Annotated in this window: 11 protein-coding genes and 2 pseudogenes; 6 read left to right on the forward strand and 7 right to left on the reverse strand. The window is 67.3% G+C overall.

The window, feature by feature from the left end:
• Positions 1–502, reverse strand: a pseudogene (locus tag AC16DP_RS40640) (hypothetical protein); the annotation flags it as partial.
• A 105-nt stretch (positions 503–607) separates the two neighbouring features.
• Here AC16DP_RS40640 and AC16DP_RS40645 point away from each other — a divergent pair.
• The 4 genes from AC16DP_RS40645 to AC16DP_RS40660 all read left to right on the forward strand — a co-directional run bounded on the left by AC16DP_RS40645 (position 608) and on the right by AC16DP_RS40660 (position 4,918).
• The gene (locus AC16DP_RS40645) at positions 608–2,092 is read left to right on the forward strand and encodes a class I SAM-dependent DNA methyltransferase (RefSeq protein WP_329725486.1); all 1,485 of its coding nucleotides are present in this window, start codon (positions 608–610) and stop codon (positions 2,090–2,092) included.
• Between the two features lie 115 nt (positions 2,093–2,207).
• Positions 2,208–2,984 (forward strand): enoyl-CoA hydratase-related protein, encoded by a 777-nt coding sequence (locus AC16DP_RS40650; RefSeq protein WP_329725487.1) that lies wholly within the window; start codon positions 2,208–2,210, stop codon positions 2,982–2,984.
• 119 nt (positions 2,985–3,103) lie between these two features.
• Complete coding sequence (locus AC16DP_RS40655) at positions 3,104–4,189, forward strand: SGNH/GDSL hydrolase family protein (protein ID WP_329725488.1); 1,086 nt, start codon at positions 3,104–3,106, stop codon at positions 4,187–4,189.
• Positions 4,190–4,216: 27 nt separating this feature from the next.
• The gene (locus AC16DP_RS40660; RefSeq protein WP_329725489.1) at positions 4,217–4,918 is read left to right on the forward strand and encodes a carbohydrate-binding protein; all 702 of its coding nucleotides are present in this window, start codon (positions 4,217–4,219) and stop codon (positions 4,916–4,918) included.
• Positions 4,919–5,027: 109 nt separating this feature from the next.
• Here AC16DP_RS40660 and AC16DP_RS40665 read toward each other — a convergent pair whose 3' ends face one another.
• The 6 genes from AC16DP_RS40665 to AC16DP_RS40690 form a co-directional block, all read right to left on the reverse strand.
• Positions 5,028–6,656, reverse strand: a complete 1,629-nt coding sequence (locus AC16DP_RS40665; protein WP_329725490.1) for a S8 family peptidase — start codon at positions 6,654–6,656, stop codon at positions 5,028–5,030.
• Positions 6,657–6,702: 46 nt separating this feature from the next.
• Positions 6,703–7,500: a hypothetical protein gene (locus tag AC16DP_RS40670; protein WP_329725491.1), complete on the reverse strand. Its 798-nt coding sequence runs from the start codon at positions 7,498–7,500 to the stop codon at positions 6,703–6,705.
• Positions 7,501–7,586: 86 nt separating this feature from the next.
• Positions 7,587–8,717, reverse strand: a complete 1,131-nt coding sequence (locus AC16DP_RS40675; protein WP_329725492.1) for a Hint domain-containing protein — start codon at positions 8,715–8,717, stop codon at positions 7,587–7,589.
• Positions 8,718–8,996: 279 nt separating this feature from the next.
• Complete coding sequence (locus AC16DP_RS40680; protein WP_329725493.1) at positions 8,997–10,139, reverse strand: hypothetical protein; 1,143 nt, start codon at positions 10,137–10,139, stop codon at positions 8,997–8,999.
• Positions 10,140–10,417: 278 nt separating this feature from the next.
• Entirely contained in the window at positions 10,418–12,397 is a 1,980-nt protein-coding gene (locus AC16DP_RS40685; protein ID WP_329725494.1) for a HEAT repeat domain-containing protein, read from the reverse strand.
• Positions 12,398–12,557: 160 nt separating this feature from the next.
• A complete protein-coding gene (locus AC16DP_RS40690) occupies positions 12,558–14,360 on the reverse strand; it encodes a pre-peptidase C-terminal domain-containing protein (protein WP_329725495.1) in 1,803 nt (600 codons plus the stop codon).
• A gap of 182 nt (positions 14,361–14,542) precedes the next feature.
• On the opposite strand from AC16DP_RS40690, the gene AC16DP_RS40695 reads away from it, so the two are divergent.
• Positions 14,543–16,555, forward strand: a complete 2,013-nt coding sequence (locus tag AC16DP_RS40695) for a membrane dipeptidase (RefSeq protein WP_329725496.1) — start codon at positions 14,543–14,545, stop codon at positions 16,553–16,555.
• A gap of 135 nt (positions 16,556–16,690) precedes the next feature.
• Positions 16,691–16,990: pseudogene (locus AC16DP_RS40700) on the forward strand (hypothetical protein); the annotation flags it as partial.

Genomic DNA, 16,990 nt, shown 5'->3' on the forward strand with positions numbered 1-16,990 from the left:
CATAGGGAGCCTGGGGGAGGGTGGCCGAGAGCACCGGGCCGGTGGACTCCACCTCCTCCTTCCACATGCCCTCGCCCCGCCGCAGTGTCAGCACCACCTCGCCCCGCTGTCCCTTCACGTACCGGTAGAGCGCCCACTCCACCAGTCCGCGGAAGCGCTCGGCGTCCTCGTCCTGTGCCTCGGCACCGCTGCCTTCATGCGTGTGCAGCCCGAGCAGCCGCACCCGCTCGCCTTCCACGTGGAGTCCGAGTGCCAGCCATGCCCCTTTGCGCTCCAGCCCGCGCGCGGCTTCCCAGGCCCGGACACGCACCTCCCGTGTCCCCTCCAGCACCTCGGCGGCGGGGAGTGCCCGGGCCCCCGTTCCCGAGCCTGACTTCCTGAACGCGGGCGCCCGCGGGCCCGGTGACTCCAGGGCGAAGCCCATGCGGGCGCTCGGGTGAGCGCGGCACGCGGCCAGTGTCACCAGCATCACGGCTTGAAGAAGAATCGAGGGCGTCTTCATGGGCGCGGCATGGGGCGGCGCAGTCTACCCGCTGTCCGCATACGGCGTAGGAGGTGCGGCATGCCGCCCCGTCTGATAGGACCCGGTGCCGAGCGAGCACACTCCATGAGCAACCCTTCCCAGCAAATCGTCCAGAGGCTCTGGAACTACTGCAACGTCCTGCGCGACGACGGCCTGTCCTACGGCGACTACGTGGAGCAGCTCACCTACCTGCTCTTCCTGAAGATGGCCCACGAGCAGACGCGGCCTCCGTACAACCGCGAGTCTCCCGTCCCCAAGGGCTATGACTGGCCGAGCCTCATCTCCAAGGACGGGGACGCGCTGGAGACGCACTACCGCCACATCCTCGAGACGCTGGGCAGGAAGAAGGGGATGCTGGGCCTCGTCTTCCGCAAGGCCCAGAACAAGATCCAGGATCCCGCCAAGCTGCGCCGGCTCGTCGTGGATCTGCTCGACCGCGAGGAGTGGATGACGCTCGACGCGGACGTGAAGGGCGACGCCTACGAGGGCCTGCTGGAGAAGAACGCCCAGGACACCAAGAGCGGGGCGGGGCAGTACTTCACGCCGCGTCCCCTCATCCATGCCATCGTCGAGGCGGTGGCGCCCCAGCCGGAGGAGACCGTCTGCGATCCGGCCTGCGGCACCGGCGGCTTCCTCCTCGCCGCGCATGACTTCATCGCCCGGAACAAGCTGGACCGCGACCAGAAGAAGCACTTGAAGAAGGAAGCGCTCCACGGCTGGGAGATCGTCCCCAACACCGCCCGCCTGTGCGCCATGAACCTGCTGTTGCACGGCATCGGTGATGACGAGACCCCTCCCATCCGGGTGGAGGACTCGCTCAAGGGAGATCCGGGCGATCGCTTCGACGTCATCCTCACCAACCCGCCGTTCGGCAAGAAGTCGAGCGTCACGGTGGTGAACGAGGAGGGGGAGCAGGAGCGCGAGGCGCTCACCATCGTCCGGGACGACTTCTGGGCCACCACGAGCAACAAGCAGCTCAACTTCGTTCAGCACGTGAAGACGCTGCTGAAGGAGAACGGCCGGGCGGCGGTGGTGGTGCCCGACAACGTCCTCTTCGAGGGCGGGGCGGGGGAGACGATCCGGCGCCGGCTGCTGCACGACTGCGACGTGCACACCCTGCTGCGGTTGCCCACGGGCATCTTCTACGCGCAGGGCGTCAAGGCCAATGTGCTCTTCTTCGAGCGCAAGCCCGCCAGTGAGAAGCCCTGGACGCGGAAGCTGTGGATCTACGATCTGCGGACGAATCAGCACTTCACGCTGAAGACGAACCCGTTGGATCGCGGGGACCTGAAGGACTTCATCGAGTGCTACAAGCCGGGCAACCGGCAGGCCCGCCGGGCCACGTGGTCCGAGAAGAAGAACCCCACGGGCCGCTGGCGGGAGTACACCTATGAGGAACTGCTCCAGCGCGACAAGGTGAGCCTGGACATCTTCTGGCTCAAGGACGAGAGCCTGGAGGACTCGGCGAACCTGCCGGATCCGGATGTCATCGCCGGGGAGATCGTCGAGGACCTGCGCACGGCCCTGGAGCAGTTCGAGGCCATCCAGACGGACATGGCGCGCCGCTGAGCACGGTGCGAGTCCGGACAAGCCGTCGTTTCCACCTTGTCAGGCCCCGTCGAGTCGCCGCAGTCTGGGGGGCACGGATTCGCGGCCCGGCACAGGGCCCGGCAAGGGAGGGCACATGGCGGAGTTCAAGGTCGACGCACGAGGACCCATCGAGATCTGGACCATCGACGGCGAGGGGCGGCGCAACGCCATCAGCCGGGCGATGCTCCAGGAGTTCGAGGAGATGGTGACGCGCGTGTCCCGCGGGCACGACACCCGGGCGGTGGTCATCACCGGGGCGGGGGACAAGGCGTTCTGCGCGGGCGCGGACCTCAAGGAGCGCGGCACCATGAGCGAGCCCGAGGTGCGCGCCTTCCTCGACGGGCTGCGGCGCACCTTGCGCTCCCTCGAGAAGAGTGACTGCGTGTTCATCGCGGCCATCAACGGGGCGGCGTTCGGCGGGGGCACCGAGCTGGCGCTCTCGTGCGATCTGCGCGTGGCGGCCCCGGCGGCCGAGCTCGGACTCACCGAGGTGAAGCTGGGCATCATCCCCGGCGGTGGCGGAACGCAGCGGCTGGCGCGCCTGGTGGGGCCGGGCCGGGCCAAGGATCTGATCCTCACCGGCCGGCGGCTCAACGCGGCCGAGGCCTTCAGCATCGGCCTGGTGAACCGGCTGGCGCCCGAGGGGCACCTGCTGGACACGGCCTACTCCATGGCCGAGAGCATCGTGGAGAACGCCCCCATCGCCGTGGCCACCGCCAAGCACGCCATCGACGAGGGCCTGTCGCTCGAGCTGGACGAGGCGCTCGCCCTGGAGCTGCGCCACTACGAGAAGGTGCTCGCCACCGAGGACCGGCTCGAGGGCCTCAAGGCCTTCGCCGAGAAGCGCAAGCCCTCCTACAAGGGCCGTTGACGCACTGCCCCGGAAAACAGTCTAGGCATTATATTCTGCTTTCCATCGAAAATCCTTTTCACTCCGGGTAGAACGGAGGGCGCTTTCCGTTCCGGAAGCGGAGTGAAAAGGAGAAGCGCATGTCCGTTCGTTCCCAGTTGTCGAGCGCCGTGGTGGCCGTGGTCACGCTGGCGGGTGGCGCCGCCGCCGCCAGCACCATCAACCAGAACACCGCGTGGACCATCAATCGCCCCAACGCGGCCGCGACCTACCGGGTCGTGGCCTACGGGGACTCGCTCTTCGCGGGCTACAACGGTGCCCCCTACAGCGTGGCCCGGCGTGCCGCTCCCTACGTGGATGGCGAGTACCTGTCCACGAAGTGGAACGCCCACATCGAGGTCATCCGTCGCACCAAGTCCGGCGCCAGGGCCGACGACATCTACAACAACAAGATCGTCGCCGAGCGCTCGTACATGCAGGCGAGCAACACCCGCGCGGTGATGTTCGAGATGTGTGGCAACGACTACCTCCAGGCGCGCTCGGCCTTCATGCAGCAGACGGGCACGTGCAGCTACTTCGAGCTGGACTCGGCCCTCTTCAACTGCACCCTCTACATGGAGCGGGCCATGCAGGCCATCAACACCTACGCCACCTCGGCCAAGGTGAAGATCATCTCCACCATCCACTACCCGGGCTTCGACGCGGACAACGTGCTCACCCCCTGCACGGACTCCACCACGGGCACCCGGGTGAACAAGCGCGCCAGATTCCTGCCCTACCTGGCCAAGAGCAACTGGCGGGCCTGCAACCTGGCGGAGAAGTATGGCTTCAAGTGCGCCGACTCCTTCGCCGAGTACATGGCGGCCGACTACGACTCCAACGGCGACGGGCTGATCGACCGCGACGCCATCCGCTACCGCCCGGGCGAGACCGAGGCGAGCTACGTCCACCGCATCACCACCACCCTGGGCTCCACGCTGCGCGACGCCAACTTCCACCTCGCCAGCCCCGGCGTCAGCTACGACTACATCCAGTCGGACAACACCCACCCCACCTACTACGGCTCCAGCACCATCGGCATCAACACCTCCGGGAATGGCTCGGGCTCGGGCGCGTCTGACTTCAGCGACAGCCAGTTCCTCAACGGGAAGAACCCGGTGTGGAACACGTCCGGCCACGAGCGCATGGGGTGGATCATCTCCACCTTCGATCCCCCCGCGCCCTGACCTTCACGAGCTCCGGAGACATTCCCCATGATTCGCAATTCCATCCATTCTCCTCTGTATGTTCTGGGTTTGATGCTGACGGCTTGCGGGCCCGTGCCCGAGTCCTCGGAGCCGGTGGAGCCGGAGGCGCTCGGCGTGGCCAGGTCCGCCATGTGCTCCAGCTCGGCCGTCACCGGCCTGACGCTGTCGGGAGTGAGCACCTACGCGGGGGAGATGGCGGCGGCGGGAACCTATGCGGTGTCCTACCCGGCCAACGCGGCGTTCGTGGCGTTCTTCATTGACGGGGTCGAGCAGGCGAGCGGGAGGGCGAGCGGCGGCGCCACGGGCACCTGGTCCTTCAGCAAGTCGCCTGTCACCTGCGGCACGCACTCCTTCAAGGTGACGGCCTGGCCCATGGTCGTCTCCAGTGATGGCTCCTGGACCGCGTGCACGGGCAACCCCAGCATGACGATCACCCAGAGCGTCTCCGAGCCCTGCCCGGGCAAGTGCGAGATCAACGGCAGGACCTATTCCAACGGGCAGGTCAACCCCTCGAGCGGGTGCCAGATCTGCGACGTCACCCAGAGCCAGACGTCCTGGTCCTTCTACAGCGCCGGGTATGTCAACAAGAACGGGTACTGCAAGTCGCTCGTCAGTGGCGGGGCGGTGTGCGCGGGCACCTCGTCGAAGGTGGGTGAGCCCTGCACGGTCAACTCCGACTGCTGGTTGAGCTGCTCCGAGCTGCTCTGAGGACCGGGTCCGCGGGCATTCCAGCCGCAAATGAAAGAGGCTCCCGCTCGAGAGCGGGAGCCTCTGGGGTTCCGCCCCCTGGAAGCAGGGGGCGGGAGGGCACAACGGCTCAGTACTGGCCCTTGAGCGTGGTGCTGTAGGCGGTGAAGCCGCGCAGCTGCACGAACCAGTTGACCGTCTGGCTGGAGGCGCCGAGGCTGAAGGTGCAGGTCTCGTTGTTTCCGGCGCGCAGCGGACGGCAGTTGTAGACGTGCGTCTCCGGAAGGTCGCCGGCACGCACGTACATGTCTGCATCACCCGTGCCACCGGAGATGGTGAAGACCAGCGTCCGCGAGGTGGTGCTCGGCGGGACGGCGAGCACGTAGTTCTTGATGCTGTTCGCGGCACCGGAGACGGCCACCGCCACACCATTGGAGAGCGGGGTGGACGGGGGCTTCTTGTAGAGGAGCCGGTTGGGGGAGCCAGTGCCGGGATCGGTGACGAGGTTCTTCAAGCTGTCGTCGATCAGCCGCTGCTTGATGCTCGAGGCCGGCACGCCCTGGGACAGGAGGATCGCCGCCAGGCCCGTCACGTGCGGCGCGGCGAACGAGGTGCCGCTGTTGGCATAGCCAGCCGACCCATCACTGAGCAGCGAGGGGACGTCCACGCCGGGGGCGAAGAGGTCCACGCAGGGGCCGTAGTTGGAATAGAGTGCCCTACCGGCCTCCGTCAGGGCGTTGGGATCGGGGAACATCCGCCGGTCGTTCTTGTCCGTCGCCGCCACCACGATGATCTTCTTGGCGGGGGTGTTGTTGGGCGAGATGTTGCAGGCGTCGGTGCCAACGCTTCCGCTGCCCGGCTGCGGCAGCGTGTTGCCCGCCGCCGACACGAGCACGATTCCCGGCTTGTCCGCGAGGGCGGCGGCGGCCGTGTCGATCGAAATGCTGGGGAACGTGTTGACGCTGAGGTTGACGACGGCCGGCGTCTGGGCATTGGCCACGAGCCAGTTCAGGCCCTCGTTGAGGTGGGCGGTGTCGATGAAGCCCGTGTCGTTGGCCACCTTCACGGAGTGCAGCCGCACCCGCTTGGCAACGCCATACGTGTGGCTCCCGATGATGGCGGCGACGAAGGTGCCGTGGCTCTGCGGCGAGGAGTCCGCGCTGCCCACGCCCATCTCGTCCCAGGCGATGAAGGCCGAGTCGACGCGGGATTCGAAGTTGAACTCGTCGAGGGCGAACTCATCGCTCTGGCCCGAGACGCCCGTATCGACGACGTAGACGTGGGTGCCCTCGGCGGTCTGCTCGTAGGCATACGTGTTGTTGTAGGCCCGCGTCCCCTGGTCGATGCGATCCAGGTTCCACGGCGCGCCCGTCTGCGGGTTCGCCGGGAGGGGCGCGGACAGCATGACGGCGGCGTTCTCCTCCACGGACGCGACGAGCGGATGCTCCGCCAGCGCCAGCGCCTGGGCCTCGGTGGCGCGGATGTGGAAGCCGCGCATGGCGTGCTCGTACGTGTTGAGGATCTCCACGCCATGCAGCCGGGCGAGCTCCGCCCCCTGCCTGGCCACCGGCGGCAGCGCGGCGTTGGGCTTCTCCTTCAGGACGACGATGTACTCCCCCTGTACCGCCCTGCCCGCCTGCGCCCGGAAGAACTTGCCCTGGATCACCGGCGCGGCGGCCTCCTGGGGCTGCGCCGCCATCGCGCTACCCGCGGCCAGTGTCAGGCCGGCCGTCATCAACAATCCCTTCAAGTGTCTCATCTTCTCTCCTGTTGCTCGAAAAAACGGGTTGAACGGGGACTTCTCCTCAAGGCGTGCGGGCCCGCTGCGCCTGAAGGCTCATTTCCTTCTCCTTCGCCACGATTCCCTGCGCGCGCGTGGCGATGTACTCCATGAGCTTCTCGAGCCGCGTTCCCCGGGCGGACTCCGCCAGGGCCAGGGCACGCTCGGGATCCTGCCGGTAGAGGAGCTCGAACAGCTCGAACTTCGTCGCCGCCAGCGAGCGCTTCACGTCCGGCGCCATGTCCGGGCCAAAGGAGTCCTCGAGGATGATGCGCTCCACCTCGGACAGCAGTGGCTTGCGCTCGGGGTTCTCCTTCCACGCGAGCGCCTCGCGCAGATAGTCCACCTGCATCAGGCGCTTGACGTTGGCCGGCATCGAGTCCTTGGCGGACTCGGGGTGGAGCAGGGACTGCCGCGTCTGCTCGTACATGGCCCTGTCCGCCAGCAGCGCCTGGTAGTCCTTGCGGCCGTTGGAGTCGAGCAGGACGTGCTCGCGGAAGTAGTCGAACTGCGCGAGCTTGGGCTCCGTCTTGAAGATCTTCTGCTTCATCAAGTCGGTGTTGGTGGTGAACTCCCCATGCTCTCCCTCCTCACCGGGGATCTCCTCGGGGGCCGCCAGCAGCTCGGGAGGCTGGGGCAGGGCAGCGGGCCGGGCCTGCGCCGCGGGCGGCGCAGCCGAGGCCTGCACCGGGGAAGCGGGCGGCAGCGGAGCGGCCGTCTCGCGCGCGGCGGCTGGCGGCGCGTCTCCCCGGGTGAGCCACATCGCGGTGAGCCCGAGCACCCCGAGTCCCGCGACGACGAGCATGTTCTTGATGGCCTTCATCGGACTTCGGACCTCATGAGAGCGGACGCTGGAGAATCAGGCGGTGGCGCCGGCCCGCCCGGGGGCCGGCGTCTGCGGACGGCTCGTTACGGAATGACCTCGGCCGGCATCCCCCGGTAGAGGATGATCCGGTTGATGTAGGCCACCTCGTCGTTCTGGAAGCGCACGGAGCCCACCAGGTAGTCCTGCGCCACCAGCACGTTGGACACCAGGTCCGTCGTCTCCGGGGCGATGTTGTAGACCTTGCCGTAGTGGAGCGTCTTCTGGACGTCCACGATGGGATCCAGGCTGCCGTCGCTCTTCACCAGCTCGTCGCCCACCTTGAGCGTCTGCGCCTGCACCATCCGGCCCTCACCGTTGATGACCGGGTGCTCGTGCGTGACGCGCAGCTGGCCACCGGACCGGGTGGTGATGACGTAGATGGTGTGCTCCGCGTCGCGGATCTCCTTGGTGTAGCTGTAGGTGCGGTTCTGCTGCAGCTTGAGGTTGTCGAGCGTGGAGTCCGAGGAGAGGGTGATCAGATCCTCGCGCAGCCCGTTGAACGCGTCGAGGATGGACACGTACCCGTCCGAGAAGAGGATCCGCTGCTCGGGGGTGTAGCACGCCGACTCGCAGTAGCCGTTCACGTGCACGGGCGTGGTGGTGGGGATCTGGCCGTTCTTGTCGGTGTAGAGCTGGCAGGTCGCCTGCGCGCGCACCGCCGGATCGGACGACATCACATTCGGGTGGGGGAAGAGCTGGACGTTGTCCTGGGCCTCGATCACCGACGTGGTGCTGAAGGTGGGGTAGAGCGCCCGGCCCTTCTTGCGCCACGAGTCCCGCAGCCAGTAGTAGTACCCGCGGGAGTCCTGGTACTGGTAGGTGGGCCCGGACAGGTACAGCGCGAACATGGTGCTGTAGTTCACCTTGAATTCGTAGAGCGGGCCGGTGAACGCCCCCTCTCCCGTGGGATTGCGGATGGGATCCGACTCCCGGTAGTCCTTCAGCGTCCCGCCGGTCGCGGCGGCCTGCGCCGTATCGAACCAGGCGGCCGGATCTCCCACGTTCTGGATGGTTCCGCACTTGCGGGCCCACTCCACGCGCCACTCCGCCTTCTGGTTCGTATCCACGTTGTCGACGGTGCAGCGCGTCGAGATGATGACCTGCGCCTCCGCCTGCATGGGCAGCAGCACCGCGGCCGCCGAGATGACGATGCCACCCCAGATTGTCTTAGTCATACGCATGTCCTCACTGGGCGCCTTGCCCTCAACCGGGGGCAGGCCCTTGCTTGCCAGTACCGCTTCATGCGGCACGCGAGTCTTCCGAGTGCTCCCTCTGGACTCGACCGCTCGAGTCCCCGGAGTGGCAGCATACCTCAGTAGTCGCTGATATTGGATTATGCACGATTTCCGTGGTGTTGTCTTGCGTCCCCAGAAAAAAAAAACGGCCCCGCGAGAGCGGAGCCGTTTGTCGTTGAGACCGGCCCGGGAAGCGGGCCGGCCCACGGGCTACGGGAATCAGCAGATGCCGAGGTTGAGCGACCCGAAGATGTTGAGCAGGCTGATGTTGCGCGTCCAGCCCGGCCAGGAGGCGATCTTGATGGTCCAGGTCTTCTTGAAGAAGAGGATCTTGACCTTCACGAAGCCCTGGAGGGTACCGGACAGGTAGTTGAGCTGGAGGTCGGACTTCAGCTTCCAATCCAGCGTGCAGAGGGGCCAGAAGAGCTCGCCCACGGCGGGCAGGTTGACGTTGATCAGGCGCAGGTCGGAGGACACGCCGAAGCTGGCGATCACGATGTTGACGCCGGCCGAGGCGGACACGTTGGCGGAGCCACCGGCCGTCGCCGTCAGGCGGGCCACCGTCGGGCCGACCTCACCGGTCAGGGAGAAGCGGGCGGCGCCGGACAGGGAGGCGCGCACCGTCACGGGCACGGGGCCGATCATGAACGTCTTGGAGACGTCGAAGAAGGTGCGGCTCCAGTTGAGCGGCGCGGGCGCGAAGGTGGCGTAGAGGTTGGTGGACCAGATCGTCTGGCCCATGGCGTACAGCGCGGCGGTGCCGCTGTTGCTGCCGCCCTGCTGGCCGTTGATGTAGGCGCGGGCGCGGACGAGCTCCTTCTCGACGTTGAAGGCCTTGCCATACACATAGCCCTCGGCGAGCGCCTCGACCGTCTTGGGCGTGGTGGTGGCCGTGGTGGCCTTGATGAAGGCGTTGATGACGTAGCCGGCACCAAAGATGTTGTTACCGACCTTCTCGTTCTTGTTCCAGCTCTTCTCGAAGACCTGGGCGGTCTGGGTCGTCGGCTGGCCCTCGGTCGGGGGCGGCACGAACTGGGTGGTGGCCTCCGGGATGACCGCCTGGAGGTAGTTCACGTCGCGCAGGCCGTCCGAGAAGTCGAAGTACACCGGCGCGTTCAGGATGCGCGACTCGTCACTGACGACGGTGTCCTGCTCGGGCGTCGAGTAGACCCGGGTCGGGCTGAACGGCATGACGACCGTGTCCCAGGGCACCGTGTTGTTCATCACGTAGCTGGAGGGATACACGGCGGCCGGATACTTCGGCTCCACCACGTACGTGCTCGAGTCGGTGAACTGCGCGGCGGCCAGGGTGGGAGCGGCTACCGCTACCAGCGCGGCAAAGCGAAAGGCAGTCTTCAACATGGATAGTCTCCAATTCCCGTCAGCGGGGAACGAAACTATTACCCGGAGTGCGGGCGAAAAAAAAGCCCTCCCTTTCATTTTCTCTCGGAATACAGGAGTTCCATATCGCCCGGAATGGTCTGGAAATCATCTGGTTGATATGTTTTAAATCATCTGGCTGATATGTTTTACGGTGGTGATGCAGTATTCTACTGCATTTGGAATCCGATGGCAAAAACAAAACCGCCGGCGGGGGGCCGGCGGTTTCGGAGGGGGGAGGCGGAGCGGAGAGGAGGCGGCTACGGCGTGGCGGGGCCCGCCTGCGGGACGGGAGTGGCGGGGGTGTTGACGTACATGAGGGCCATCTGCCGGATATCCGCGTTGGGATCGTTCTGGCTGGACCAGGCAATCAGGGCCATGGCCTCGGGCAGCACGCCGCGCACGGCGCCCAGGAGGCGGATGACGTCGGCGCGCACGCCATCCACGGCGTCCTTGCGCAGGGCCTGTCCCAGGGCGGGGAGCAGGGGCGGTAGGGGCCGGTAGCTGGCGGAGAAGACGGCGGCGCGGCGGACCTCGGAGGCGGGATCCGCGAGGAGGTACTGGGACAGGAGTTGGTCGGCGTCGGTGCCGGGCACGTTGCGCAGCGCCTCGATGGCGGCCGTGCGGATGCGCGGATCCGGCGAGCCGAGCGCCTCCTGGAGGGTGGACATCATGGTGGGCGAGCGGGTGTTGCCCAGGGCCCGGAGGGCCAGCGCCTGCTGCTCCGGGGTGGAAGCCGTGCGGTAGCTGTTGTTCAGCTCGAAGACGAGCGACTCCGCGTCGCGCGCGTTGTCATCCCCCATCTGGTAGGCGGCGTTGCCGAGCCCCAGGACGGCGGTGTCGCGCAGCATCGGATCCGGGTTGCGCGTCATCTCGCGCAGCGCGTCCACACCCTGGCGGTTGGGCTCACCCGCCATGCCCATGGCGGCCACGGAGTCCATGCGGATGTCATGGGGGAGGGAGCCATCGCCCATGACGGTGGACAGGGCCTGGATGGACTCCTTGTTGCTGGCCGCGGACAGCGCGCCGAGCATGGGGCTGGCCGCGTCCGGCTCCATTCCGGAGCGGATGATCTCCGGGACCTTGAGGGCCTCGCCCGGCTGGAGCATGAAGAGCGCGCGCATCTGCTCCAGCGCCCGCGCCCGCGCGTCGTCGCGCTCGAGCGGATCCTTGGGCAGGGTGCGCAGATCCTTGACCAGCGTGTCGAAGTTCTTGCCGCCCAGCACCTGCCGGTACTGGTCCAGCGGATCCTGCTGCACGCCACCGAAGCTGGCCATGGGCGCGGAGCTCAGGGCGCCCTGGCGCGCCTTGAAGGAGTTGAAGAGCGAGGGATCGTACATGCGCTGCTGCAGGCGCAGGCGCAGGGTGTTCTCATAGGTGGCGGCCATCAGCTCATCCGCCGAGTCCACGTCCAGCTGCTCCGTGGCGTCCACGGAGCGGGCCCACAGATCCTTCTCCAGCTCGAAGGTGGCGCCCGCGCGCACCTTGAGGCTGATCTTCCCCGACATGGGCTCGAGGCCCTGGGGGGTGATCAGATGGGTGTAGGACTTCTTGTTCTTCTCGAAGCGCTCGGGCGTCTGGCGCACGTACTCGGCCACGTAGCGGCCGGTGGTGTCGAGCTCCTCGGTCTTCCAGGTGTCCTGGGGGACGCCGGCCACCACGAACTGGGAGCCCGCCACGAGGGCGCGGTGGATGCCGCGCACCAGCGAGTCCGCGTCGTTCTCGAAGTGGGTGAGCACCACCATGCCCGTCTTGTCCATGGAGAAGAAGAAGGGCAGCTCCATGGCCCGGGTCATCGCCTCGCGGGCGTCGGGCGCCACCGGGTTGCCCTCGACGAGGACGGACAAGGTGGACAGCTTGAGCTGCACGCGGGCGTCCACCCGGGTCTCGGTGGCGGAGACGACGCCCACGTTCCACTCGCCCTGGAGGTTGAACTTCATCTCCGGCATGGTCTGCGCGTCCGCCCGCTTCTTGCGGAAGGCGATCTTCTGGTCGGCGCTCAGGGAGTAGCGGTAGAGCGTGCCGGGGACCCAGGCGCGCGTGCCGTCCGCCGTCTTCTGGGCGGGCGGGGCCGGCGTGGCCGCGGGCGTCTGGGCCGCGGGCGCGGGCTGGGAGGGGCGGACCGCTTCCTGGGGAGGCGCGGGCTGCTCCGGCCTGGACAGGCCCCACCAGGCGCCCAGCCCGCCCAGCAGGACGAGCGGTATCAACAGCAGCATGGTACGTGAACGCTTCCCAGACATGATGGCTCCCCTGATTTCTGCGGCCCCGTGCGGCGGGTTTCCCCGTCTACCACGGTTTATTCGCTTATAGGGAGGACGACTGGGAGGGAAATCGATTGCACGCACCGTCAGGGCAGGGGAGCGGCGGCGCGAGGGCCACCGCCCCCCAGGGGGCCGGAGACTACGGCCGGACGTAGGTGATGTTCAGGTTGTAGGTGGAGCTGGTGCTGACGCCCCGCACCATGATGTAGGCCTTGTTGGGGGCCCCCGGGGGGACGAGCACGTTGCACGTCTCGGAGGCGCCGGAGAGGGCCGGGCGGCAGTAGTAGCTGGTGGTGGTGGGGTAGGCCCCGAAGCTCACGTAGAGGTTCGGGTTGCCCGTGCCGGTCATCACCACCTTGAAGTAGGTGCCGGGGGCCACATCGTACGCGCCGTGGTAGGCGTTCTGCCCCTGGGACAGGGTGCCGCTGGCCGTGCCGGACGCCGGCCCGCTGGGCATGGGCTTGGTGTAGGAGATCTCCAGGGAGTACGTGTCGCCGCCCAGGAGGGTGGCGACGGAGGAGGAGCCCTTCACCATGATGTAGGCCTTGGTCTGGCCCGCCGGGACGAGCACGTCACACGTCTCGACGGCGCCGGAGAGGGCCGGGCGGCAGTAGTAGCTGGTGAGCGTGGGGTACGCGCCGAAGCCCACGTAGAGGTCCGGGTTGCCCGAGCCGGTCATCACCACCTTGAAGTAGGTGCCGGCGACCACCTCGTAGGCGCCGTGGTAGTCATACTGGCCCGAGGACAGGCTGCCGCTGGCCGTCTCGGTGATGGTACCGGTGGTGGTGGGCTTGGTGTACATGAGCGCCAGGGTGTAGGAGGCGCTGGTGACCGCCGTCACCATGATGTAGGCCCGGGTCTGGCCCGCGGGGACGAGCACGCTGCACACCTCGGAGGAGCCGGAGAGGGCCGGGCGGCAGGTGTACTGGGTGGCCGTGGGGTACGTGCCGAAGTGTACGTAGAGATCCGCGTTGCCCGTGCCGCTCATCTCCACGTTGAAGTAGGTGCCGGCGACCACCTCATAGGCGCCGTGGTAGGCGCTCTGTCCCGCGGACAGGGTGCCGCTGGTGGCGTCGGTGGGAGGAGGCGGGGGCGGCGGGGGAGGGGGAGGAGGCGGGGTGCCCGGCGTGCCGTAGAGGCTGGCGGCGCCCTGGGCGTCCAGGAGGGACAGGTTCAAGGACAGGCCCGCCGTGCCATTGCACTCCGGGTAGTGCATCACCGAGTCGGAGTCATAGCTGGTGAGCGAGCGGTAGGTGAAGTTCTCGCTGCATCCCTCGGGGGCGTTGGTGCCGAGGAGGATGTGCTCGTGCTCGAAGCCGAGCACGTGCCCCAGCTCGTGGCGGAACAGTCCCACCACGGGGTACGGCGAGCTGGTGAAGGTGACCGGGTTGACGAGGATGTTGCGGGAGTCGCGGGGCGTGGCCGGGCCGAAGGCGCGCAGCCAGTACGAACCGCTCAGCGGCCTCACGTCGAAGAGGACGTTGAGGTTGGTGGCGGTGCAGTTGGCGTCCTGATCGCTCTTGTGGATGAAGTTGACGTTGGCCACGGCCTCCCAGGCGGCGGTCGCGTCCGCCATCGCCTGCACCGTGGCGCTGTATTGGGCGCTGGTGAAGCTGGTGCTGCTCACGCAGTAGGTGAGGTTGAGCTTCTGCGTGTCGTCCCACTTCACGTCCACGCCCCCCGAGGTCCCCACGATCAGCTGCCCGTTCTTCAGGCGCCTGTCGAAGAACTCGCGCAGCGTGTTCTCGTCGTGGATGGCGACGTCCCCGTCGAAGACGAAGACGCCCTCGGGATCCTGGTACACCCGGGCGCGGAACTCCTCCCACGTGAGTCCCTGGCCCACGGGGCCGGGATGTTGGATCTCCTCGGGTCCTCCTCCACAGCCGGTGGCGGCCAGGAGGGAAAGCCCTGCAAGTGAGGCGGCGAGGCGGCGATTGAACATTCGGATTCGTCCTTCTCGGCGTTTGGAGAAAGTCAGACGCACGTGACTCTAGAGGATAGCCCGGAAATACAGGGGAATACAATGAAAGGCAAGCTTTCTATGAATGCTTGATTGTCGGCTTGCTCATTCCTGGAACAAGAAGTGGGATGGCGGCTTGCTTCAACCGAAAGGAGTTGCCGCGTATGTCACGACGCCCCTTGTCCCTGCTGTCCGCGTTCGCCTTGCTTCAGGCCTGTACCCCGGTGACGGAGGAGCCCCCGGCGCCCGGGCCCACCGCCGCCCTCGAGCAGAAGGCGGTGGTGCCGGGTTTCGCCGAGCTGCACCACCACATGTTCGCCGAGCAGGCCTTCAGTGGCGGCTGGTTCCACGGCGGCCACACCGGCACGCTGACCAACTGTGATGGAGGCGAGCCCGAGAGCGATCATGCCCGGGTACGCATGGACCTGAGCAACATGCTCAAGTTGTGCCCCAACTCCGCCAACGTGGACCTCAGCAACGTGCCCCTGCTGAAGGAGCTGTTCAGCATCGGCGGGGCGGTGGCCTCGGAGGCCATCGGCATGGTGGAGGGCACGGATGGCGACACCGGGTTGCACCTGGGCCGCAAGGAGGTGAACACGCAGTGGCCGCGCTGGGACACCATCGCCCACCAGCAGTCGTGGGAGGGCTGGCTGCGCAAGGCCCACCAGGGAGGCATGTCCCTGGTGACGGTGTCGCTGGTGAGCAACGGCTTCCTGTGCAGTGCGTTGCCCTACCAGAACCTCAAGCGGCCCTGCGACGAGATGGCGGACGTCGAGGTGCAGCTGCAGATGGCGCGGGACTTCGACGCGCGCACGGACTGGGCGGAGATCGCCCTGTCGCCCGCGCACGCGCGGCAGATCATCGCGTCCGGCAAGCTGGCCATCGTGCTCTCCATCGAGGTGAGCAAGCTGTTCGGCACCAAGGACTGGCGCTCGGAGCTCAACCGCTTCTATTCACTGGGAGTGCGCTCGCTGCAGCCGGTGCACCAGCTGGACAACCGCTTCGGCGGCGCGGCCATGCACAACGCCGTCTTCCATGTCGCGCAGTTCCTGGAGAACTGCCACATCGACTACGACTGCGGCGTCACGGGCAACGGCTTCACGCTGGGCTTCGACGTGGCCCGGGACGCGGCGGGCAACTGCCGCAACACCAAGGGCCTCACCGCGGAGGGCAAGGCGCTGGTGCAGGAGATGATGGCCAAGGGGATGCTCATCGACATGGCGCACATGTCCGAGCGCTCGGTGCAGGACACCTTCGAGCTGGCGAAGACCAACAGCTACTACCCGCTCTTCATCTCGCACGGCCACTTCCGCGAGGTGGTGGCCCCGAAGGTGGCCGCCGAGGAGAAGACGACGCCGGCGTGGGTGGTGGGCTACCTGCGGCAGACGGGCGGCATCTTCGGCCTGCGCACGGCGCCCGACGAGATGCGGACGTACACGAAGACGGCCGTGGCCAACACCTGCCATGGCTCGTCCCGCTCCTTCGCGCAGATGTACGAGTTCGGCCGCCAGGGGCTGAAGGTGCCCATGGCGTTCGGCGCGGACTTCAACGGCTTCATCCAGCAGACGCGGCCGCGCTTCGGTCCGTACGGGGCGTGCTCGGCGGGCTTCCAGGCCGAGGCGGACGCGCAGGCCAGGCAGCAGCGCACCTCCGGGCCCGCGCGCCTGAACACGGACTTCGACGAGTACGGCCTGGCGCACGTGGGCCTGCTGCCGGATCTGCTGAAGGAGCTCAAGAACCTGGGGGCCAACACCACGGGCCTCGAGGGCTCCTCGGAGTCCTTCCTGCGCACGTGGGAGCGCGGCCTGTCGCCGCGCACGGGCATGGCCAACGCCGCGACGGACATCGACACCAGCGGCGTGGCGGCCTACGTGGAGAAGTCCACCCGCGAGGCGCAGTACCCCATCGCGTGTGGCGAGCGCTATGCCCCCAACGCCCGCGTGGTGGGCCAGACGTGTGAGCTCAACGTGCACTGCGCCAGCGGCAAGTGCTCCGAGAACAGCTGCGACTTCCTGGGCACCTGCCTCTGCAACTCGGACTCGGACTGCCCGTCCACCCAGTACTGCGACTGGGGCTGGACCAACCTGTGTGTGAAGAAGAAGCCGGCGGGCGCCGCGTGCTTCACCGGCACCGAGTGCCTCTCCGGCTGGTGCGGCTGGTACTCCACCTGCACCTGAGCACGGGCTCCACCGTTGCCCGCCCACGCACGCGGGCAACGGCGGGGGGAGGGCAGGAAAAAACGCCGCGAGCACTGGATTGGCGGAAAATTATCATCTAAGCTGAATTTCACCTCTCTCCGAGAAAACACGCCTATGCGCTTCGACCCGACCCGTTCTGTCGTTGGTGCCTTGCTGTCCGGACTGGTGCTGTCTGGCTGTGGGGGTATCCCCGGGGAGACCGGGCTGGAGCCGGCCGGCGCGGAGGCCCTGGGTACCCAGGAGTCCGCCCTGGACTGCGCCGGGGCGGCCGTCACCTCGCTCAACATGGGCGTGGTCAGCTCGTGGGGCGGCACGCTGTCCACCGGCAGCGGGACGTGGTCGGTGGTCTATCCCGCCAACGGCATCATCCTCGAGTACTACGTGGATGGTGTCCTGCGCGGCACCCAGCCCATC

Source organism: Archangium sp. (assembly GCF_057119385.1).